Here is a 21,776-nt window from a genome sequence, read left to right on the forward strand (position 1 = left end):
CGCGATTACGCTAAGTGGTGTAGAGCACGCCGGCCTCGGACATCGGCCCCTCGATCTCGGGCGCCTCGACCGGCACGACCTCGGCTCCCGCGGCGCGCAGCCGCTCGACCGCCTCGGCATAGGCTGCTGCGGGTTCGGGCCGGAGGTCGTCCATCACGATCGTGGTCAGAGCGCCGAAGCGGCGGCCCTTCAGGTCTCCCATCCCGCCGAGACCGCAGGGGCTGCCGCCCTCAAGCGCCGCTAGCATCAGAGCGGCGTCCTCGACATTGCGGCAAAGCGGGCCGATCGTGTCGAACTTCTCCGCCAGCGGGACCACACCCGCCAGAGGCAGGCGGCCCGCGGTCGTCTTGAGCCCGACGAGGTCGTTCCAGGCGGCCGGCACTCGAACGGAGCCGCCGGTATCCGAGCCGACCGCCGCCGCGGCGAGACCGAACGCAACCGACGCGGCTGCGCCCGACGAGGACCCTCCCGACACCGCCCCGGCATCGTTCACGCAAGGCGGCGTCGCTGTCATGGGATTGAGCCCGAGACCCGAAAACGCGAGCTCCGACATGTGTGTCTTGCCGAGCGAGACGAGCCCCAAGGCACTGGCCGTCTTCAACACGCGCGCGTCACGCTCGGGCACGCGCCCCTCCAGCAGCCGCGTTCCTGCCTCGGTGCCGACGCCCGCGCTGTCGAAGAGGTCCTTCCAACTCACCGGAACGCCGTCCAGATCGGAGAGCCGGGCGCCCCGTCGCGCTCTATCCCGCGCGGCCTCCGCCTCTGCCCGGCCGCGCTCCGGCGTCAGGCGGGCATAGATGCGGTCCTTGAGCTCATGCGTCTCGATGGCCGACAGGAAAGTCTCGAAAAGCTCGACCGGGTCGATGCGCCCCGCCGCGATACCGCGACCCAGATCGGCCGCGCTCGTCCATCTCCATTCGTCCATCTCGCACTCCCGCAAATGCCACGCCGCTCCAGGGGGTAGCGGCGCGCTGCCCCATGGACAATGGCGCGCGCCCGACCATATTCGCGGCCATGAGCTTCGACACCGATATCGCCATCGTCGGCGGCGGCCTGAACGGCCTGTCGCTCGCCCTCGCCTTCGCGCGCGGCCCCCTGTCCGTGACCGTGATCGATACCGGAGATCCGGCCGCGCAGATCGCCGATGATTTCGACGGACGGTCCTACGCGCTGGCGAACGGATCGGTACGGATGCTGACCGCGCTCGGGCTCTGGGACGAGATCGGCGGCAACGCCCAACCGATCAACGAGATCAAGGTGAGCGACGGCCGGGTATCCGACGGCACGGCGCTGCTCGGTCTGCACTTCGCCTCGGCCGAGATCGAGGAAGGCCCGATGGGGCATCTCGTCGAGGACCGTTACCTGCGCAGGGCGTTGCTGAGCGCCGTCTCGGCGTCGGACCGGATCGACCACCGCACCGGCGAGACCGTCGTGGCCCAGTCGATGACCGGCACGTGCGCAAGCCTCTCGCTCGCCGGCGGCGACACGCTTCGCGCGCGCCTGGTCATCGGTGCGGACGGGCGGCGGAGCGGCACCGCCTCCCGCGCCCGCATCAACCGCACCGGTTGGAGCTACCGCCAGACCGCGCTCGTCTGCGCTATCAGCCACGAAAGGCCCCACGACGGGATCGCGCACCAGCTCTTCCTGCCGGCCGGGCCGCTGGCGATCCTGCCGCTGACTGGTAACCGCTCGTCCATCGTCTGGACCGAGAAGACAGGTCTCGCCGAGGAGATCAACGCGCTCGGCGACGACGATTACCTGACCGTACTGCGCCCGCGCTTCGGCGACTTCCTCGGCCACATCGGCCTTGCCGGCGCGCGCTACACCTACCCGCTGTCGCTCTCGCTCGCGCAATCCTACACTGCCGAACGCCTGGCGCTCGTGGGAGATGCCGCGCACGGGGTGCACCCGATCGCCGGCCAGGGCCTCAATGCAGGGCTGCGAGATGTCGCGGCGCTGGCCCAGGTGGTCGAGGACGCGCGGCGGCGGGGCGAGGATATCGGTGCGGCGGACGTGCTCGAACGCTACGCGCGGTGGCGGCGCTTCGACACCGCGACGCTGGCCGGGGCGACGGACCTCTTCAACCGCCTCTTCTCGTCGGACAGTCCCGGTCTGCGCCTGCTGCGCGATGCCGGGATGCACGCCGTTCAGGCGATGCCCGGCCTCCGCCGCGCCTTCATCCGCGAGGCAGCCGGCCTGACCGGCGACCTGCCCGAGCTGATGCGCTGAGCCCTTCGGTCAGCGGATGCGCTGACCGTTCGCCCGGATGTGACCGTCGTCGGTGATCTCGATCTTCGAGGTCAGAGTATCCTCGCCCGGCGCCGGGACCGAGAACATCGACAGCATCATCCGAGCGCCCATGGCATCGTTTTCGCCGATGAGGCCCATCGTCACGAGCGTATCGATCACCGCTTCGGAGCCGCTCAGGGTCAGATCCAAAGACCCCGAGGGTGCAGGCATCCCGTCGAACGTCGACGTATCGGAATTGTCGAAGGTGAAGGCCCCGTCGCCCGTCAGTTTTGCCCCGAGCGCGCTCACGTTCAGCTCGTCGATCTCGACCGTGTTGATCTCGCCCGCCTGACCGCCGGATTGCTCGATCCGGGCCATGGCCTCGGGGTCGAGAAGCATCGCGTAGGGAGTGGCCGTGCCCGACAGGCGCAGCGCGAGTGTCGCCGGATCGCGCGGCAGAGCCTCCTGCGGGTCGATCATCGCCCAGATCGTGTCCGAAACCGCCAGATCCCGCAGCGCAAGCCCTATGGAGAACGGCTGGGGCTCTTCGGACTGCGCCACAGGGACCGACAGGTCGAGCTTCAGTTCCCGCATCTCTGCGGTCACCGGAAACGGCAGATCCGGCAGCGTCGCGGCATAGGCGACATCCGACGCGCCGACTTCGTAGCCGAGGCTCTCGGGCGAGAGTTCGAGCGACAACACGCCCGAGGACGAGACCGCCTGCCCGGAGGCTTCGCCGTCCGGACCCGAGAAGGCAAATTCGGAGCGGCCGTCCTCGTATGCGATTTCGGCGGTCCCTCTCAGTCCGGCCTTGAGCATCTCCGGCATGTCACCGGTCTCCAGCCCCATCGGCAGCACGGAACTCCCGTCGATCGTCAGTCCGTTCAGCTGCCCTGCGAGTTCGACCCGGCCGGCCCCCTCCTCCTCGGGAGCCTCGAAGGCCATGTCGTAGGTCAGGGTCGCCGCCTGCAGATTCTGGCCGATCTCCTGCGTATCCCCCGTCCCTGAGAACGCGTTCCGCCCCGTGACGTCCTCGATCCGCAGGGAGGCCGAGGCGTTCTCGCGCGAGACCTGCGCGCCGTCCACCACGAGTTCGGCCAGCCGGACCGCGAGCGAATCGGCGGTGTAGTCGTAGACCATGTCCTCGGGCGTGCCGGACACGATCGTTTCGAGCCCCGCCGACATGGTCTCGATCCGTGCCGTGTTGGTCTCGCCGCCGCGCTCGGCGCCGGTCACCACGACAGGGACGGCCGTCGGAAAGACGATGCCCACGGTACCGTCGCCACGATCCTCGAAGAGAAGTTCGTCCATCCGCACGACCAGCTCTCCGCTGGCGTCGGCATCGTCTTCGGCAAGGGCCATGGTCATCACGACGTCGGTGAGCCGCAGGCCCTCGGAGGTTTCCTCCTCGGTCGCCTCCACCTCGTAGCCCGACGTCTCGGAATAGGCGAGCAGACGGCTCCAGACCTCGGCCGGGGTCACGTCGGCGGCGGCGGGAAGTCCCTGCCCGGCGAGCAGGGTCGCAACGAGGGCAGTTTGGCAACGGCGCATGGGGGCGTCCTTTCGGGAATGGGCGTGGCGCGAGGCTTTGAGCCCGAGCTTCAGACGCGAGACACGGGCGGTCAAGGGGCTGGACCGCCGCGCGGGGGGCGGTCTAAGCATGGCGCGACACACAATAAGGAGAGCCCCGCCATGGACATGACCGGCAAGGTGGTGATGGTCACAGGCGCCAGCCGCGGCATCGGCGCGGCGGCGGCAAAACGCTTCGCCGCGGCCGGGGCGAAAGTCGCACTCGTCGCCCGAAGCGCGGATGCCGTCGCCGACGTCGCGGGCGAGATCGGCAGGGACCAGGCCGTGGCCATTCCCTGCGACATCTCACGGTACTGGGAGGTGGACCAGACCGTCCAGAACTGCATCGAGGCCTTCGGGCGGCTCGACGTTCTCGTCAACAATGCCGGCGTGATCGAGCCCATTGCGCATCTGGCCGAAGCGGACCCGGAGGCCTGGGGCCAGGTCATCGACATCAATCTCAAGGGAGTCTTCCACGGCATGCGCGCCGCGCTGCCGCCGATGATCGCACAAGGCTCGGGCACGATCCTGACGATCGGCTCGGGCGCGGCGCACGGACCGGTCGAGGCCTGGTCGCATTACTGCGCCTCGAAGGCGGGCGCGCTGATGCTGACGCGCATGGCCGACAAGGAGAACCGCGAGGCGGGCATCCGCGCGCTGTCGCTATCGCCGGGCACGGTCGCGACGCAGATGCAGAAGGAGATCAAGGCCTCGGGCGTGAACCCGATCAGCCGCCTCGACTGGTCGGATCACATCCCGCCCGAATGGGTGGCCGAGGCGCTGCTCTGGATGTGCGGCCCCGACGCCGACGATTACCTCGGCGACGAGATCTCCCTGCGCGATCCGGGCATCCGCTCGAAAGTCGGCGTCGCGTGATCCGGACCGAGGATCGGGGAGATCTGCGGATCGTCACGCTCGATCGGCCCGACAAGGCGAACGCGCTGACCGAGACGATGCTCGCGGCGCTGGCCGAAGCCGCCGAGGCCGCCCGGGACGAGGCGCAGGCGGGAACAGGCGCGCAGGCGCTCGTGCTGACGGGAACCGGCAAGGTGTTCTCGGCGGGCGCCGACATCGAGGCGGCTCGGGCGGGGCTGGCGACTTCGCCCCTGTGGGAGCGCCTCTCGGGCGCGCTCGTCGCGCATCCGGGCCTCACGATCGCGGCGCTCAACGGCTCCTGCGCCGGCGGGTCGATGGGCATGATGCTCGCCTGCGATCTGCGGATCTCGGTGCCGGGGGCAAAGCTCTTCTACCCGGTGATGAAGCTCGGCTTCCTGCCGCAACCGTCGGATCCTGGCCGGCTCCGGGCTCTGGTCGGCCCTGCGCGGGCGAAGCGCATCCTCATGGCGGGCGAGAAGATCACGGTCGAGGAGGCGGAGCGCTGGGGCCTCGTCGACCGCATCGTCCAGCCCGAGGCGTTGATCGAGACCGCGGCCGAGATGGCGGCGGACCTGATGGCCGCCGATCCCGCCCATGCCCGCGCGATCAAGGATCTGATCGGCTGATCAGCATAAAAGAGCGCCGGACCACCTGTGCGGTCCGGCGCATCCATTCCGGCGGGTCTGGTCTTACGTCTGGTGGATGTAGACCGACTTGATGTTTACGAACTCTTTCATGCCGAAGCCGCCATGCTCGCGGCCGTATCCCGAATTCTTCACGCCGCCGAAGGGCATGTTGGGGATCGCCGCGTTGAAGCCGTTCACGCAGATCATGCCGGTGTCGAAGTGCTTCGACGCCAGCTCGCGCGCCTTTGCCTCGTCCTTCGAGAAGATGCCCCCGCCGAGCCCGTAGCGGCTGTCGTTGGCGATGCGCATCGCATCCTCGTCATCCTTGGCCTTGATGACCGAGGCAACCGGGCCGAAGAGCTCGTCGTCATAGGCCGGCTGCCCCGGAGCCACGTCGACGAGCACCGTCGCCGGATAGAAATAGCCCACTCCGTCTTTGGGCTCGCCGCCGACGAGAACCCGCGCGCCCTTGTCGACGCTTTCGGTCACCTGACGGTGGAGCGTGTCGCGCAGATCGCCGCGGGCGAGCGGTCCGAGCCGGGTGCCGTCCTCGGACGGATTGCCCATCGTCAGCTTGCCCATCTTCTCGGTGAACTTCTCGACGAAGGTATCGTAGTTCTTCTCGGTCACGACGAAGCGCTTGGCGGCGACGCAGGTCTGGCCGTTGTTGTAGGTCCGGCCAACCACGCACATCTGGACTGCGAGATCGATGTCGGCGTCGTCGAGCACGAGGAATGCGTCGTTCGAGCCGAGCTCGAGCACGGTCTTCTTGATCTGCTCGGCGGCCTTTTGCCCGATCTTGCGGCCCGCGACGTCCGAACCGGTCATGGTCACGCCGCGCACCAGCTTGTTCTCGATCACGCGGTCGGACTGATCGTGACTGATCAGCAGCACGGTGAAGAGGTTCTTCGGCAGGCCAGCCTTCTCCATCAGGTCGCGCAGGTAGAGGCCCGATCCGGTGGTGTTCTCGGCATGCTTGAGCAGAACACCGTTGCCGGCCATGAGGTTGGCGATGGCGTAGCGCACCACCTGGTAGCAGGGGAAGTTCCACGGCTGGATGCCGTAGATCACGCCGATCGGCGCGTAGGAAACGACGCCCGTCCCCATGGGGATGTCGCGCTCCTCGTCGGCCAGCACGTTCGGCCCCTGCTCCGCGGAGAACTCGCAGATCTCGGCGCAGGCCTCGATCTCGTCACGGCTCGACTGCAAGAGCTTGCCCATCTCGTCGGTCATGAGCTGCGCGAATTCCTCTGTATTGTCGCGCAGCGCCTTGGCGATGGCCTTGAGGACCTCGCCGCGGTCCTCGAGCGATCTGAGGCGCCATTGGTCGTAGGCGGCGTGACAGGCTTCGATCGCCTCCGTCACCTCCGCATCGCTCATGTAGTCGTAAGAGGCGATCTCTTCCTCGGTCGCCGGGTTAATCGTGACGATATCTCGCGTCATTTGAGCCTCTTGTGTGATTGCCGTCGGGCGTCAGGAACGCCGGATCGCAGGGATGTTTCCATCACGTGAAAGTGCAGCGCTCTGTCGCCGTTGCAAGCGCTGACGCGGCCCCCGCGTAATCTGCTTGCAGACTCAGCTTCGGGGACTTATACGCCCCTCAACAGCGGCGCGTCGGGCTCTGGTCCGAAGCACCACCGGATACGTTCGACGGGCCGCGCGCCCGTTTTTTCGTGCCCGGTCAAGGCCGGGCCTCCATGCACCCAGCAGCCGCGAGACAGTCATGTCAGACCTCATCGCAAAGACCTCGATGGACCAGCGCCTTGCCGAGATCGTGCGGCCCACGATCGAGGACATGGGATTCGAACTGGTCCGCATCCGCCTTCAGGGCGGCAAGACCCCGATGCTCCAGATCATGGCCGAACGTCCCGACGGCGGGATCGAGGTCGACGAATGCGCCGAGATCTCGACCGCGCTGTCGGCCGTGCTCGACGTCGAGGATCCGATCCTCGACACCTACACGCTCGAGGTGGGCTCGCCCGGCATCGACCGCCCGCTGACGCGGCTCAAGGACTTCGACACGTTCGAGGGATACGAGGCCAAGATCGAGACCCACGAGCTCATCGACGGGCGCAAGCGCTTCAAGGGTGTGCTTGCCGGGATCGAGGGCTCAGAAGTCCTCGTCAATGTCGAGGAGGGCACCATCGGGCTTCAGTTCGACTGGCTGGCCGACGCCAAGCTCGTCCTGACCGACGAGCTCATCAAGGAAATGCTGAAGGCCCGCAAGGCCGCTGGCACCGCCCCGAAGGATCTGGACGAGAGCCAGTTCGACGAGATCGCGGCCGACGACGCCGCGCAAGAGGAGTAAGACAAGATGGCCATCACCTCCGCCAACCAGCTGGAGCTTCTGCAGACCGCCGAGGCGGTCGCGCGCGAGAAGATGATCGACCCCTCCCTGGTCGTCGAAGCCATGGAGGAGAGCCTCGCCCGTGCCGCCAAGAGCCGCTACGGCTCGGAGATGGACATCCGCGTGAAGATCGACCGCCGCACCGGCCGGGCCAACTTCACCCGCGTCCGCACCGTGGTCGAGGACGAGGAGCTCGAGAACTACCAGGCCGAGCTGACCGTCGAGCAGGCCAAGCAGTATCTCGAGGATCCCAAGGTCGGCGACCAGTACATCGAGGAAGTCCCTCCGGTTGAGATGGGCCGCATCGCCGCGCAATCGGCCAAGCAGGTGATCCTGCAGAAGGTCCGCGAGGCCGAGCGCGACCGCCAGTACGAGGAATTCAAGGACCGCGCGGGCACGATCATCAACGGCGTCGTCAAGCGCGAGGAATACGGCAACGTCATCGTCGACATCGGCCGTGGCGAGGGTATCCTACGCCGCAACGAGAAGATCGGCCGCGAGGCGTACCGCCCGAACGACCGCATCCGCTGCTACATCAAGGACGTCCGCCGCGAGGCGCGCGGCCCGCAGATCTTCCTCAGCCGCACCGCGCCCGAATTCATGGCCGAGCTCTTCAAGATGGAAGTGCCCGAGATCTACGACGGCATCATCGAGATCAAGGCGGTCGCCCGCGACCCCGGCAGCCGCGCCAAGATCGGCGTCATCTCCTATGACGGCTCCATCGACCCGGTCGGCGCCTGCGTCGGCATGCGCGGCTCCCGCGTCCAGGCCGTGGTGAACGAGCTTCAGGGCGAAAAGATCGACATCATCCCGTGGAACGAGGACATGCCGACCTTCCTCGTTAACGCGCTTCAGCCCGCCGAGGTCACCAAGGTGGTTCTCGACGAGGATGCCGAGCGGATCGAGGTCGTCGTGCCCGACGAGCAGCTCAGCCTCGCCATCGGCCGCCGTGGCCAGAACGTGCGTCTGGCCAGCCAGCTGACCGGCCTCGACATCGACATCATGACCGAGGAAGAGGAAAGCAAGCGCCGCCAGGCCGAGTTCGAGGAGCGCACGAAGCTCTTCATGGACAATCTCGACCTCGACGAGTTCTTCGCGCAGCTTCTGGTCTCGGAGGGCTTCACCACCCTCGAGGAAGTCGCCTATGTTGAGATCGACGAGCTGACCGTGATCGATGGCGTCGACGACGACACTGCCGAGGAACTGCAGGCCCGGGCCCGCGACGTGCTCGAGGCGCAGGCCAAGGCGGCGCTCGACAATGCCCGCGCGCTCGGCGCCGAGGACAGCCTCATTGACTTCGAAGGGCTCACTCCCCAGATGGTGGAGGCGCTCGCGAAGGACGACATCAAGACGCTCGAGGACTTCGCGACCTGCGCCGACTGGGAGCTTGCCGGCGGGTGGACCACAGTCGACGGCCAGCGCCACAAGGACGACGGCCTGCTCGAACCCTTCGATGTCGGCCTCGAGGAAGCGCAGAACATGGTCATGACCGCGCGCGTCCTTCTCGGCTGGGTCGATCCGACCGAAATGGAGCCTGAGGCCGAAGACGACGGCGAGACCGAAGAGACCGAGGAGGCCTGACCGGATATCCATGACCCGTGGCGGACGCGACAAGGACAGGGCCGACGGCCCCGAGCGAAAATGCATCGCCACGGGCGAGGTGCAGCCGTCGAGCGGCTTGATCCGCTTCGTCGTCGGGCCGGACGCGACCGTGGTGCCGGACATCGCGGGCAAGCTGCCCGGACGCGGGATCTGGGTCTCGGCGACGCGGGCGGCGCTCGACAAGGCTTCGAAGAAGAACCTCTTCTCGAAGTCCGCCAAGGCGAAGGTTCAGGTGCCTGAAGGTCTTACGGAGCTCGTCGAGCGCCAGATCGCGGACCGGGTGGTCAACCTGATCTCGCTGTCGCGCAAATCGGGCGACGCGGTCTCGGGCTACGAGAAGGTAAAGGACATGCTCCAGAAGGAGGAGGCGCGTGTCCTGATCCAGGCCGAGGACGGATCGACCCGCGGCAAGTCGAAACTCTCGACGCCGCATTTCGGGACCTATATCGGATGGCTTACTGCAGACGAGCTCGGGTTGGCCTTCGGACGTGAAACCGTGATACATGCCGCTCTCGGCGCTGGCGGACTCACGAATCGTATTGTAGACGAGGCCCAACGTCTGAAGGGCCTGCGCATCGGACCGACCGATGCCCAGCGCGGCGGTTCTATCCGCCGGGAAGGATAAGAGACTTTATGAGCGACCAAGACGGCAAGAAAACTCTGGGTGTACGTGGCGGCGGCGGCCCCCGTTCGGGGAACGTCAAGCAGAGCTTTAGCCACGGACGCACCAAGAACGTCGTGGTGGAGACCAAGCGCAAGCGCACCGTGCAGGCGCCGAAACCGGGCACCGGCTCGGGCTCTGGGAAGCAGAGCAACCTCGCGGCCGCGGCCGCCGGGGCGAAGCGTCCTGCGGGGATCTCCGACGCGGAGATGGAGCGTCGCCTGAAGGCGCTGCAGGCTGCCAAGGCGCGCGAGGCCGACGACGCAGCCAAGCGCGAGGCCGAGGAAAAGGCCCGCGCCGAAGAGCGCGACCGCATGCGCGCCGAAAAGGAGCAGAAAGAGCGCGAACAGCGCGAAGCGGAAGAGCGCGCCAAGGCCAAGGTCGAAGAGGAAGAGCGCAAGAAGCGCGAGGAAGCCGACGCCGCCAAGAAGGCCGCGGAAGCTCCGGCGCAGGCTGCGCAGCCCGAACCGGCACAGCAGCCGCGCGGCGGACGCGCCGCTCCGAGCAAGCAGCAGGAAGTCCCGCGCAAGACCGAGCGTGAAGGCCGCGGCAAGAGCAAGGGCGACGGCAACCGCCGGACCGGCAAGCTCACCGTGAGCCAGGCGCTCTCTGGCGGCGAAGGCGGTCGCCAGAAGTCCATGGCCGCGATGAAGCGCAAGCAGGAGCGTGCGCGCCAGAAAGCGATGGGCGGTCCCGTCCAGCGCGAGAAGGTGATGCGCGACGTCAGGCTGCCCGAGGCGATCACCGTCGCCGAGCTTGCCAACCGCATGACCGAGCGCGTCGGCGACGTCGTCAAGGCGCTGATGCAGAACGGCGTGATGGCGACGCAGAACCAGACGATCGACGCCGACACCGCCGAGCTCATCATCGAGGAATTCGGCCATACCGTCGTCCGTGTCTCGGACGCGGATGTCGAGGACGTCATCGCGACGATCGAGGACAAGGCCGAGGACCTCAAGCCGCGGGCCCCGATCATCACGATCATGGGCCACGTCGACCACGGCAAGACCTCGCTGCTCGACGCGATCCGCAAGACCAAGGTTGTCTCGGGCGAGGCGGGCGGGATCACCCAGCATATCGGCGCCTACCAGGTGCCCGATCCCTCGACGGGTGCGACGCTGACTTTCCTCGACACCCCGGGCCACGCGGCCTTCACCTCGATGCGCTCGCGCGGTGCTCAGGTGACGGACATCGTGGTTCTGGTGGTCGCCGCGGACGATGCCGTCATGCCGCAGACGATCGAGGCGATCAATCACGCCAAGGCGGCGAAGGTCCCGATGATCGTCGCGATCAACAAGTGCGACAAGCCCGAGGCGAACCCCACGAAGGTGCGCACCGATCTTCTCCAGCACGAGATCGTGGTCGAGGAAATGTCGGGCGACGTGCAGGACATCGAGGTCTCCGCGCTCAGCGGCAAGGGTCTTCCCGACCTGCTCGAAGCCATCGCGCTGCAGGCCGAGATCCTTGAGCTCAAAGCCAACCCCGACCGTGCCGCCGAAGGCGCCGTGATCGAGGCCCAGCTCGACGTCGGCCGTGGCCCCGTCGCCACTGTCCTCGTTCAGAAGGGTACCCTGAAGCAGGGCGACATTTTCGTCGTCGGCGAGCAGTGGGGCAAGGTCCGCGCGATGGAGAACGATCAGGGTCAGCGCGTGAAGGAAGCCGGGCCCTCGGTTCCTGTCGAGGTGCTGGGTCTCAACGGCACGCCCGAGGCGGGCGACGTCCTGAACGTCGTATCGACCGAGGCACAGGCCCGCGAGATCGCCGAGTACCGCCAGCAGGCCGCCAAGGACAAGCGTGCCGCGGCCGGTGCCGCGACGACGCTCGAAGCGTTGATGCAGAAGGCCAAGGAAGACGAGAACGTGGCGGAACTGCCGGTCCTCGTGAAGGCCGACGTGCAGGGTTCCGCCGAAGCGATCGTCCAGGCGCTCGAAAAGGTCGGCAACGACGAGGTCCGCGTGCGTGTCCTGCACTACGGTGTGGGCGCCATCACCGAGACCGACGTGGGCCTCGCGGAAGCGTCGAACGCGCCGATCCTCGGCTTCAACGTCCGTGCCAATGCCTCGGCCCGCAACAGCGCCAACCAGAAGGGCGTGGAGCTGCGCTACTACAGCGTGATCTACGACCTCGTGGACGACGTGAAGAAGGCGGCGTCGGGTCTCCTCTCGGCCGAGGTTCGCGAGAACTTCATCGGCTACGCCAAGATCCTCGAGACCTTCCGCGTCTCGGGCGTCGGCACCGTGGCGGGCTGCCTCGTCACCGAGGGTGTTGCACGCCGCTCCGCCGGGGTGCGCCTCCTGCGCGACGACGTGGTGATCCACGAAGGCACGCTGAAGACGCTCAAGCGCTTCAAGGACGAGGTGGCGGAAGTCATCTCCGGCCAGGAATGCGGCATGGCGTTCGAGAACTACGACGATGTCCGCAAGGACGACGTCATCGAGATCTTCACCCGTCAGGAGATCGAGCGCACGCTCGAGTGATCCGACGTGGGTAAGACTTGATACGAGATCGGGGAGGCTGTCGCGGCCTCCCCTTGTTTATGCGCCGTGGCGAGGCTCCGGTCAGGCGATCACGGATCTTCCGACGAAGAGTTTCTTGCCCACTCGGACCACCACGCGCCCATCGGGCAGGTTGCGTTCGAAGACGCCCTGGACCGAGCTGTAGGATCCCACGAGGATTGTCCTGAGCATCCGAAATCTCCTCCGATAGATGCCGACAACTGCATCTTATCCGGAAACAATGCCCGGGCCAATTGTCTCAAGGTCCCATGCTGGCGACCGAGGTCAGAGCCAGTCGCGCAGGATCGGTACAAGCGGAATGTCCGCTTCGGGCATGGGATAGCTGGAGAGGTCCCGCGCATGCACCCATTTGAGCGCCTGCCCCTCGCGGCTCTGGGGAATGCCCTCCCACTTGCGACAGGCGTAAAGCGGCATGAGCAAGTGGAAATTCTCGTAGGAATGCGAGGCGAAGGTCAGCGGCGCAAGGCAGCTCTGCCACGTACCGATCCCGAGTTCCTCGTGCAGTTCGCGGATGAGCGCGGCTTCGGGCGTCTCGTCGGTCTCGACCTTGCCTCCGGGGAATTCCCAGAGGCCCGCCATCGACTTGCCTTCCGGCCGCTGAGCGAGAAGCACGCGGCCATCGACGTCGATCAGGGCCACGGCAGACACGAGAACAGTCTTCATCGAGTCCCATGCGCGGGGCACGCGCCACGCGCGCCCCACCCTTCTTTCGCGGGTCCGAAATGTCCCGTCACGAGCGGTAATCGGCGTTGATGGCGATGTAGCCGTGCGTCAGATCGCAGGTCCAGACCGTCGCCCGGCCCTCGCCGAGGCCAAGATCGACGCCGATGGTGATCTCTGGCTTCTGCATCTGCGCTGCGCCCATCTCTTCGCGGTAGCTTTCCGCGACCCAGCCGTGCTCGGCGACCGGCACGTCGCCGAACCGGATCGACAGGCGGTCCCGATCGGCCGCGGCCCCGGACTTTCCGATCGCCATGACGATCCGGCCCCAGTTCGGGTCCTCGCCGGCGATCGCGGTCTTCACCAGCGGCGAATTTGCGATGGCCATGGCGTGGGTCCGCGCATCATCGTCCGATTCGGCTCCGGTCACCTCCACGGTCACGAACTTGGTCGCGCCCTCGCCGTCCTTGACCACCTGATGCGCCAGATCGCGGAAGACCTCCTCGAGCGCGCCCGCAAACGCTGTATCTTCCGCGGTGACCTCCACGCCCGATGCGCCCGTCGCTCCCATCAGGAGCGTGTCCGAGGTCGAGGTGTCGCTGTCGACGGTGATGCAGTTGAAGGTCCTGTCCGCCGCCGCGCTCACCAGCGACTGGAGGTCGTCGCGGCGCATGGCGGCATCGGTGAAGACGTAGACAAGCATCGTCGCCATGTCCGGCGCGACCATGCCCGACCCCTTGGCAATGCCCGCGATGGTGACGTCGCCGCCGTTCACGTGCACCTTGGCCGACGCTCCCTTGGGGAAGGTATCGGTGGTCATGATCGCATGGGCCGCGTCCGCGATGCCGCCCTCGTCGAGAGCCCCGGTGAGTTCCTCGACCTTGGCGACGATGCGCGCATGGGGCAGCCGTTCGCCGATCACTCCGGTCGACGACGTGAAGACCCGCTCGGAGGGCAGATCCATCGCCGCTGCCACTGCCTCGGTGACCGCGGTCACCGATTCGTCTCCGGCGCGCCCGGTAAAGGCGTTGGCGTTGCCCGAATTGACGAGGATCGCCGCGCCGTCATCGCTCTCCATCGCGATCTTGCGCTGGCAGTCGAGGACGGGGGCGGCACGGGTGGTGGAGCGCGTGAAGACGCCCGCCACGACGGAACCCGGCGCCAGCTGGGCCAGCATGACGTCGGTGCGCCCGGCGTAGCGCACGCCTGCCGCCGCGGTGGCGAAGCGGACCCCCCGGATCACGGGCAGGTCCGGGAAACGCTCCGGCGCGAGCGGCGAGCGCTCGGTGATCTTGGCCAAGATCAGTTCTCCAGAAGGTCGGTGCGCGACAGGGCGGCGGGGTCGGCGCCTTCGGTCTTCTGCACCTCGGCCGCTTCGACCAGCTCCTGGATGCGGGTCTGCATCGCCTGGGTTTGCAGCTCCTGCTCGATCTGGGGACGGACCTCCTCGAGAGCGGGCGCCTCCTTCTGGCGGGTCTCGTTGAGCTGGATCACGTGCCAGCCGAACTGGGTCTGCACCGGATCGGAGATCTCGCCGGCTTCAAGCCCGGCCACCGCCTCTTCGAAGGGCGCGACCATCTGGCCTGCCGAGAACCAGCCGAGCGCACCGCCGTTCGGACCGGACGGCCCGGTCGAGCGCTCCTGCGCGAGCGTGGCGAAATCGGCGCCGCCCTCCAACTCCGACACGATCTCCTGCGCCTCTTCCTCGGTTTCGACGAGGATGTGGGCGGCGTTGTATTCCTCGCCCTGGCCGCCTTCGGCGTATTGCGCGTCGTAGGCCGCCTGCACGTCCTCCTCGGAGACGAGCTCCGCGCCCATCGCATTGACGGCCTCGGATGCGACCAGAGCACGGCGTTCGTTGTCTAGGGCGAGCGTGACGCGCTCGGTCTCTTCGGCCATGTCGGACTGGGCCAGCACTTCCTGCTGGATCAGCTGGTCGAGAATGCCTTCGTAGAGAACGTTTTCCGGAAGCTGGCGGTACTGCTCGGGCAGGCCGCCGCGCACCATCAGCATGTGCCCGAGGGTGATCTCCGTCCCATTGACGGTCGCGACGACGGTGTCGAGGCTGGCATCGGGCGCGGCCTCGGTGGCGGACTGCTCGGTGCTTTCGGTCGCGGTGGAGGCCTGCCCCTCGGCGGCCTCGTCCTGCGCCAGCGCGGGGCCGGCAAGAAGCGCGGCGATCACGGGCGTCGCGAGGCGGAGGGCGGGACGGATGGCGCGGTCGGTCATGCGGTCGGTCTCCTCGTGCCGCCCCTCCCGAGGCGGCGTTGACTATTGAAGAAGCGGCCCTTATCTCCGCGGATGGCGGCGCGAGCCGGTCGTTCCCCCGTGTGATATGGGCTGTGTGCGAGACGGGCAAGCCGATGCCGCACACGAAGTTGCAAGAGGCAGAGAGGCCCAATGCTGGGGATCGGTTCCATCACGCGAAAGGTGTTCGGCACGCCGAACGACCGCAAGATCAAGGCAACCCGCCCCCTGGTCGAGAAAATCAATGCGCTCGAGCCCGACTTCGAGGCGCTCGACGACGCGGGCCTCGTGTCGAAGACGCAGGAGTTCAAGGGCCGCCTCGGGAAGGGCGAAAGCCTCGACGACCTCCTGCCCGAAGCCTTCGCCAATTGCCGTGAGGCCGCCAAGCGCGCGCTCGGCCTGCGGGCCTTCGACGTGCAGCTCATGGGTGGCATCTTCATGCACCAGGGCAACATCGCCGAGATGAAGACCGGCGAGGGCAAGACGCTGGTCGCGACCTTCCCCGCCTATCTGAACGCGCTCGCTGGCCCCGTGCATATCGTCACGGTGAACGACTACCTCGCCCGACGCGACGCCGAGTGGATGAGCAAGGTCTACGGCGCGCTCGGGCTCTCGACCGGTGTGGTCTATCCGCGCCAGCCCGAGGACGAGAAGAAGGAGGCCTACAAGGCCGACGTCACCTACGCGACGAACAACGAACTCGGCTTCGACTACCTGCGCGACAACATGAAGTCCGAGCTCGACCAGATGGCGCAGCGCGGACATTCCTTCGCCATCGTCGACGAGGTGGACTCGATCCTGATCGACGAGGCGCGCACGCCGCTCATCATCTCCGGTCCCGCCCAGGACCGCTCGCAGCTCTATGAAGGCATCGACCGGGTCATCCCCGAGCTCACCGACGAGCACTACACGATCGACGAGAAGACGCGGAACGTCACCTTCACCGACGAGGGCAACGAGTTCCTCGAGGAGCGTCTGTCGCAGATGGGCCTGATCGAGGAGGGTCGGACGCTCTACGATCCCGAATCGACGACCGTCGTACACCACCTGAGCCAGGGCCTGCGGGCGCACAAGCTCTTCCAGCGTGACAAGGATTACATCGTCCGCGATGGTGAGGTCGTCCTGATCGACGAATTCACCGGTCGGATGATGCCGGGGCGGCGCCTGTCGGACGGCCTTCACCAGGCGATCGAGGCCAAGGAAGGCGCCAAGATCCAGCCCGAGAACGTCACGCTCGCAAGCGTGACCTTCCAGAACTACTTCCGCCTTTACGACAAACTCTCCGGCATGACCGGCACGGCGAGCACCGAGGCCGACGAATTCGCGGAGATCTACAAGCTCGGGGTCGTGGAGGTTCCGACCAACAAGCCGATCGCCCGTGTCGACGAGGACGATCAGGTCTACCGGACCGCCAAGGAGAAATACGCCGCCATCGTCGAGGAGATCGGCCGCGCCCACGCAAAGGGCCAGCCAGTTCTCGTCGGGACGACGTCGATCGAGAAATCCGAGATGCTGTCGCAGCTTCTCAAGGATGCCGGTCTCGAGCACAACGTCCTGAACGCCCGGCAGCACGAGAGCGAGGCGCAGATCGTCGGAGACGCCGGCAAGTTCGGCGCGGTCACGATCGCGACGAACATGGCCGGCCGCGGCACCGACATCAAGCTCGGCGGCAATGTCGACTTCAAGATCATGGACGCGCTCGAAGCGGATCCGAACGGCGATCCCGAAGAGATCCGTGCCCGGATCGAAAAGGAACACGAAGGCGAGGAAGCCAAGGTCATCGAATCCGGCGGTCTTTTTGTCCTTGCAACCGAACGCCACGAAAGCCGCCGCATCGACAACCAGCTGCGCGGCCGCTCGGGCCGTCAGGGCGACCCGGGGCGGTCCTCGTTCTACCTCTCGCTCGAAGACGACCTGATGCGCATCTTCGGCTCGGAGCGGCTCGACAACGTGCTGGGCAAGCTCGGGATGAAGGAAGGCGAGGCCATCGTCCATCCGTGGGTCAACAAGAGCCTCGAGCGCGCGCAGGCCAAGGTCGAGGGACGCAACTTCGACATCCGCAAGCAGCTCCTGAAGTTCGACGACGTGATGAACGACCAGCGGAAGGTCATCTTCGGCCAGCGCCGCGAGATCATGGAGGCCGAGGACGTCACCGAGATCACCGAGGACATGCGCCATCAGGTGATCGACGATCTCGTCGACGCATATTGCCCGCCGCGGAGCTATGCCGAGCAGTGGAACCTCGAGGGGCTCTATGCCGCCTGCATCGAAAAGCTCGGCCTCGATCTGCCCATCATGACATGGGGCCAGGAAGATGGCGTCGATCAGGAGGTCATGCGGGAGCGTATTGGCGAAGCCTCCGACAAGCTGATGTCCGAGAAGGCCGAGGCGTTCGGCGAGGACACGATGCGCCAGATCGAGAAACAGATGCTCCTGCAGACGATCGACGGCAAATGGCGCGACCACCTGCTGACGCTCGAGCACCTGCGCTCGGTCGTGGGCTTCCGCGGCTACGCGCAGCGCGATCCGCTGAACGAGTACAAGACCGAGTCCTTCCAGCTCTTCCAAGGCATGCTCGACAGCCTCCGCGAGGACGTGACGACGAAACTCGCGCATATCCAGCCAATGAGCGAGGCCCAGCGTCAGGAGCTCATCGACCAGATGCGCCGCCAGCAGGAGCAGATGCAGCAGGCTGCCAAGCAGGCTCCGGCGGGGGCGACCAACCCCGAGGCCGAGGCGGCCGGACCCGCAGTGGCGGCAAGCGAACCGCTGGCCGAGGGCTTCGACGAGACCGATCCCTCCACCTGGGGCAATCCCGGGCGCAACGAACCCTGCCCCTGCGGATCGGGCAACAAGTTCAAGCATTGCCACGGGCGCCTGTCCTGACGGCGCGGTCGACCGTCCTCCGCGTATCGCCCTGCCGCGCCGGGATGCCGCGACCGACGATCGGGTGTTGAAAAACCCGGTCGGACTACGGAAGATCCGGGCGGATCGGGACGAGGCCAGCGAGATCGACACATGAGACAGATACGTGCGGCGATCCTCGCCGCACTTTTTCTTTCGGTGCAGGGGGCCGGACCCGTGGCGGCGCAGGAGGTCACCCTTACCTCGCGCGACGGGGCGGTGTCGCTGTCAGGTGAGCTTCTGGGTTTCGACGGCCAGTTCTACCGGCTGCGCACAATCTACGGCGAGCTCACGGTCGACGGTACGAAGGTGCTCTGCGAGGGGGACAGCTGCCCCTCGATCGACGAGTTCGTCGCCGAACTCACGGTCTCCGGCTCGACCTCCGCGAATCAGGTCCTGATGCCTGCCCTTCTTAAGGCCTTCGCCCTGCGGCGCGGGTTCGACGTGAGCGAGACAAGTCTCGACGAGCGCAGTGTCCTGTTCGAGTTGACAGATCCCGGCGAGGACCGCGTCGTCGGTCGCTTCACCTTCCGAGCAGGCAGTACCGACGAAGGATTTGCCGATCTGCTGGCCTCGGAAGCCGACATCGTCCTCGCCCGGCGGGAGATCCGAGAGGACGAGATCGACCGCGGCCGCGCCGCGGGGCTCGGAGTGCTGGACGAGGCCAATCGCAGCCGCATGCTCGCGCTCGACGCCTTAGTGCCGGTGGTCGCGCCCGCGAACGCCGTGTCCGGGGTCTCCTTGCGCGACCTCGCCGGGATCCTCGGTGGCGATGTCACGTCGTGGGAGGAGCTGGGCGGCCCGGCGGCTCCGATCGCTCTGCACGTTCTCGATGACGACTCCGGCCTCACGCAGGGCCTCGTCGACCGGCTCCTCGGGCCGAGCGGAGGCGTGCTGCCGCCGATGGCTGTCCGGCACCCGACGAACGCCTCGCTCGCCGGTGCGGTGGCATCCGATCCCTTCGCGCTCGGCATCGCGAGCTATTCCGGCACCGGCAATACCCGGATGCTTCCCGTGTCCGGCCCCTGCGGGTTCGTGCTCACCGCGACGCGGCGCAGCGTGAAGACGGAGGATTATCCGCTCACCGCGCCGATCTTCCTCTACCTCCCTGCCCGCCGGCTTCCTGAGCTCGCCCGTGAATTCCTCGCCTTCACCCGTTCGGAGCCCGCACAGATCGTCATCCGCCGCGCCGGCTTCGTCGACCAGGCGCCGGAGGAGGTGCCGATCGACCGTCAGGGCGACCGTTTCGCGAATGCGATCTCCGTGGCACCGGGCGAGGCGGGACTGCGCGAGCTGAAGCGCATGGTGGCGACGCTGAGGCCGATGCAGCGGCTCTCCACGTCGTTCCGTTTCGAGCCGGGATCGGCGCGCCTCGATGCGCAGTCGCGCTCGAACGTCTACCAGCTCGCCCATGCGATCGAGACGGGCCTTTACGATGCGCGCCGGCTCGTCTTCGTCGGATTTTCCGACGGGGTCGGCTCCGCGGCCGCGAATCTCGACATTGCGCGCGAGAGAGCGGCGGCGGTAATGGGCGCGGTGATCCGCGCGGCGGAAACGGCGGATCTCGCGCGGGTCACGATCTCGTCCGAGGCCTTCGGTGAGGCCATGCCAATGGCCTGTGACGCGACCGAATGGGGCCGCGGTGTGAACCGCCGCGTCGAGGTCTGGGTCCGCTGAGCTGCCCTTCGGGCTCAGAGAAGTCCTTCGCTCCGGAAACTGATCTCGCGCGCTCGGCCAATCACCAGGTGATCGTGGACGGTGAGGCCGAGCGCCTCCGCGGCGCGGGCGATCTTGGCCGTCATCTCGATATCCGCGCGCGACGGCGTCGGGTCTCCAGATGGGTGGTTGTGCACGAGGATGAGCGCGCTCGCGTTGAGCTCGAGCGCGCGCTTCACCACTTCCCGGGGATAGACGGGGACGTGATCGACCGTTCCCCGCGCTTGCGCCTCGTCAGCGATGAGGACGTTCTTGCGGTCGAGATAGAGAACGCGGAACTGCTCGACGTCGCGATGCGACATCGCCGTGCGGCAATAATCGAGCAGCGCCTCCCAGCTCGAAACGATCGAGCGCTGCATGACCCGCGCGCGTGAGAGCCGATGGGCCGCAGCCTCGATCACCTTCAGCTGGCACAGGACCGACTCGCCTACCCCCTGCACCTCGCGCAGCCGCGCAACCGGCGCCGACAGCACTTCGTTGAAATCGCCGAACGTGTCGAGAAGGCGTCGCGCAAGCGGCTTCATATCTTGGCGCTGCACCGCCCCGAAGAGAACGAGCTCCAGCATCTCGTAATCGGGCAGCGCGTCTGCCCCGCCTGAGAGGAACCGCTCGCGCAAACGGGCCCGATGGTCGCGGATGTACGACGGAAGCTTGCCCTGAGGGACAGGAATGGCCGGCCCTTCGAAAAGCAGGCCCTGGGCGTCATCAAACTGGTTCGAGTCTGTCATGCCCTATGAAGGCCGCATAAGCGGTTAGTATCGGGTAAATAAATGGTCGAGGCGCGACCCGATCACGTCACGGTCCGGCAGAGCGCCTCGTGGACGCTCTGCCGGACAGCTCATTCTGCGGCGTCGCGCCGGGGCAGGACCCAGTCGGGACGCGGGAAATGACAGGTGTAGCCGTTCGGAATGCGCTCGAGGTAATCCTGATGCTCCGGCTCGGCCTCCCAGAAGTCGCCAACGGGCTCGACCTCGGTTACAACCTTGCCGGGCCAGAGGCCCGACGCCTCCACGTCCTTGATCGTCTCGAGAGCCGTCTCGCGTTGCGCGTCCGACGTGTAGTAGATCGCGGACCGGTAGCTCATTCCAATGTCGTTGCCTTGCCGGTTCAGCGTCGTCGGGTCGTGGATCTGGAAGAAATATTCGAGGATCCGGCGGTACGAGATCACCTCGGGATCGAACACGATTTCGATCCCCTCGGCATGGGTGCCGTGGTTGCGGTAGGTCGCGTTCGGCACGTCGCCGCCGGTATAGCCGACGCGGGTGCCTTGGACCCCGGGCATCCTGCGGATCAGGTCCTGCATGCCCCAGAAACAGCCTCCGGCCAGAACAGCACGTTCGCTCATGCCACGTCCTCCACTTGGTTCAGGTATGCGCCATAGCCCTCGGCTTCCATGTCGTCGCGGTGGACGAAGCGAAGGCTGGCGGAATTGATGCAGTAGCGCAGACCGCCCCTGTCCGCGGGACCGTCCGGAAAGACGTGCCCGAGATGGCTGTCGCCGTGCGCCGAGCGGACCTCGGTCCGGATCATGCCGTGGGTCGTGTCGCGAAGTTCCGACACGTGCGCGGGCTCGATCGGCTTTGTGAAGCTCGGCCAGCCGCATCCCGATTCGTACTTGTCGGCAGAGGCGAAGAGTGGCTCGCCCGACACGATGTCCACGTAGATCCCCGGCTCCTTGTTGCCGAGGTATTCGCCGGTTCCGGGGCGTTCGGTCCCGCTCTGCTGCGTGACGCGGTACTGCTCGGGCGTCAGCCGCGAGATCGCGTCTTCGTCCTTGGTCCAGTTGGCCATCGGATCTATCCTCTCAAATCGCCTCGGTCATG

General features: G+C 66.7%; 18 protein-coding genes and 1 pseudogene. 9 read left to right on the forward strand and 10 right to left on the reverse strand.

What is annotated here, in order from left to right; all coding sequences use genetic code 11:
* Nucleotides 1-16: 16 nt before the first annotated feature.
* A pseudogene (locus OCH239_RS03925) lies at nt 17-925 on the reverse strand (amidase); the annotation flags it as partial.
* Between the two features lie 53 nt (nt 926-978).
* On the opposite strand from OCH239_RS03925, the gene OCH239_RS03930 reads away from it, so the two are divergent.
* The gene (locus tag OCH239_RS03930) at nt 979-2,229 is read left to right on the forward strand and encodes a UbiH/UbiF/VisC/COQ6 family ubiquinone biosynthesis hydroxylase (protein WP_244430295.1); all 1,251 of its coding nucleotides are present in this window, start codon (nt 979-981) and stop codon (nt 2,227-2,229) included.
* Between the two features lie 9 nt (nt 2,230-2,238).
* Here the strand turns inward: OCH239_RS03930 and OCH239_RS03935 are convergent, their stop codons facing one another.
* Nucleotides 2,239-3,780, reverse strand: a complete 1,542-nt coding sequence (locus tag OCH239_RS03935; RefSeq protein WP_037259100.1) for a DUF2125 domain-containing protein — start codon at nt 3,778-3,780, stop codon at nt 2,239-2,241.
* 141 nt (nt 3,781-3,921) lie between these two features.
* Here OCH239_RS03935 and OCH239_RS03940 point away from each other — a divergent pair, with 141 nt between their 5' ends.
* Entirely contained in the window at nt 3,922-4,674 is a 753-nt protein-coding gene (locus OCH239_RS03940; protein WP_037259103.1) for an SDR family oxidoreductase, read from the forward strand.
* Nucleotides 4,671-5,300, forward strand: coding sequence for an enoyl-CoA hydratase/isomerase family protein (locus tag OCH239_RS03945; protein ID WP_037259106.1), 630 nt, complete (start codon nt 4,671-4,673; stop codon nt 5,298-5,300). The genes OCH239_RS03940 and OCH239_RS03945 overlap by 4 nt, the downstream gene beginning before the upstream one ends.
* A gap of 63 nt (nt 5,301-5,363) precedes the next feature.
* Here OCH239_RS03945 and OCH239_RS03950 read toward each other — a convergent pair whose 3' ends face one another.
* Nucleotides 5,364-6,743 carry an NAD-dependent succinate-semialdehyde dehydrogenase gene (locus OCH239_RS03950; protein WP_037259109.1) on the reverse strand — a complete coding sequence of 460 codons (1,380 nt, stop codon included), beginning with the start codon at nt 6,741-6,743 and terminating at the stop codon, nt 5,364-5,366.
* Nucleotides 6,744-7,023: 280 nt separating this feature from the next.
* Between OCH239_RS03950 and rimP the strand changes: the two genes are divergently transcribed.
* From rimP to infB, 4 genes are read left to right on the forward strand one after another with little or no spacing between them, the layout of a single operon-like run.
* On the forward strand, nt 7,024-7,608 hold the full coding sequence (gene rimP, locus OCH239_RS03955; RefSeq protein WP_037259112.1) for a ribosome maturation factor RimP: 585 nt from the start codon (nt 7,024-7,026) through the stop codon (nt 7,606-7,608).
* Between the two features lie 6 nt (nt 7,609-7,614).
* Entirely contained in the window at nt 7,615-9,228 is a 1,614-nt protein-coding gene (gene nusA / locus OCH239_RS03960; protein WP_037259115.1) for a transcription termination factor NusA, read from the forward strand.
* A 10-nt stretch (nt 9,229-9,238) separates the two neighbouring features.
* Nucleotides 9,239-9,874 carry an RNA-binding protein gene (locus OCH239_RS03965; RefSeq protein ID WP_037259118.1) on the forward strand — a complete coding sequence of 212 codons (636 nt, stop codon included), beginning with the start codon at nt 9,239-9,241 and terminating at the stop codon, nt 9,872-9,874.
* Between the two features lie 8 nt (nt 9,875-9,882).
* Nucleotides 9,883-12,387 carry a translation initiation factor IF-2 gene (infB, locus tag OCH239_RS03970; RefSeq protein ID WP_037259121.1) on the forward strand — a complete coding sequence of 835 codons (2,505 nt, stop codon included), beginning with the start codon at nt 9,883-9,885 and terminating at the stop codon, nt 12,385-12,387.
* A gap of 81 nt (nt 12,388-12,468) precedes the next feature.
* Here infB and OCH239_RS23690 read toward each other — a convergent pair whose 3' ends face one another.
* The 4 genes from OCH239_RS23690 to OCH239_RS03985 form a co-directional block, all read right to left on the reverse strand.
* Nucleotides 12,469-12,597: a hypothetical protein gene (locus tag OCH239_RS23690; RefSeq protein WP_280110272.1), complete on the reverse strand. Its 129-nt coding sequence runs from the start codon at nt 12,595-12,597 to the stop codon at nt 12,469-12,471.
* A gap of 93 nt (nt 12,598-12,690) precedes the next feature.
* Nucleotides 12,691-13,089 carry a (deoxy)nucleoside triphosphate pyrophosphohydrolase gene (locus tag OCH239_RS03975; protein ID WP_037259518.1) on the reverse strand — a complete coding sequence of 133 codons (399 nt, stop codon included), beginning with the start codon at nt 13,087-13,089 and terminating at the stop codon, nt 12,691-12,693.
* Nucleotides 13,090-13,156: 67 nt separating this feature from the next.
* Complete coding sequence (gene argJ / locus OCH239_RS03980; RefSeq protein WP_037259124.1) at nt 13,157-14,386, reverse strand: bifunctional glutamate N-acetyltransferase/amino-acid acetyltransferase ArgJ; 1,230 nt, start codon at nt 14,384-14,386, stop codon at nt 13,157-13,159.
* A gap of 2 nt (nt 14,387-14,388) precedes the next feature.
* A complete protein-coding gene (locus tag OCH239_RS03985) occupies nt 14,389-15,315 on the reverse strand; it encodes a peptidylprolyl isomerase (RefSeq protein WP_037259126.1) in 927 nt (308 codons plus the stop codon).
* 171 nt (nt 15,316-15,486) lie between these two features.
* Here OCH239_RS03985 and secA point away from each other — a divergent pair, with 171 nt between their 5' ends.
* Both secA and OCH239_RS03995 read left to right on the forward strand, forming a co-directional pair.
* Nucleotides 15,487-18,219 carry a preprotein translocase subunit SecA gene (secA, locus tag OCH239_RS03990; RefSeq protein ID WP_037259129.1) on the forward strand — a complete coding sequence of 911 codons (2,733 nt, stop codon included), beginning with the start codon at nt 15,487-15,489 and terminating at the stop codon, nt 18,217-18,219.
* A gap of 132 nt (nt 18,220-18,351) precedes the next feature.
* On the forward strand, nt 18,352-19,914 hold the full coding sequence (locus OCH239_RS03995) for a phosphate ABC transporter substrate-binding/OmpA family protein (protein ID WP_037259131.1): 1,563 nt from the start codon (nt 18,352-18,354) through the stop codon (nt 19,912-19,914).
* 14 nt (nt 19,915-19,928) lie between these two features.
* Here the strand turns inward: OCH239_RS03995 and radC are convergent, their stop codons facing one another.
* From radC to msrB, 3 genes are all read right to left on the reverse strand, one after another.
* A complete protein-coding gene (radC, locus tag OCH239_RS04000; RefSeq protein WP_037259132.1) occupies nt 19,929-20,681 on the reverse strand; it encodes a RadC family protein in 753 nt (250 codons plus the stop codon).
* Between the two features lie 110 nt (nt 20,682-20,791).
* Entirely contained in the window at nt 20,792-21,298 is a 507-nt protein-coding gene (msrA, locus tag OCH239_RS04005; RefSeq protein ID WP_037259134.1) for a peptide-methionine (S)-S-oxide reductase MsrA, read from the reverse strand.
* A complete protein-coding gene (gene msrB, locus OCH239_RS04010; protein WP_037259136.1) occupies nt 21,295-21,744 on the reverse strand; it encodes a peptide-methionine (R)-S-oxide reductase MsrB in 450 nt (149 codons plus the stop codon). The genes msrA and msrB overlap by 4 nt, the downstream gene beginning before the upstream one ends.
* Between the last annotated feature and the right edge of the window lie 32 nt (nt 21,745-21,776).

The sequence above is a fragment of the Roseivivax halodurans JCM 10272 genome (assembly GCF_000521785.1).
Classification (GTDB): domain Bacteria; phylum Pseudomonadota; class Alphaproteobacteria; order Rhodobacterales; family Rhodobacteraceae; genus Roseivivax; species Roseivivax halodurans.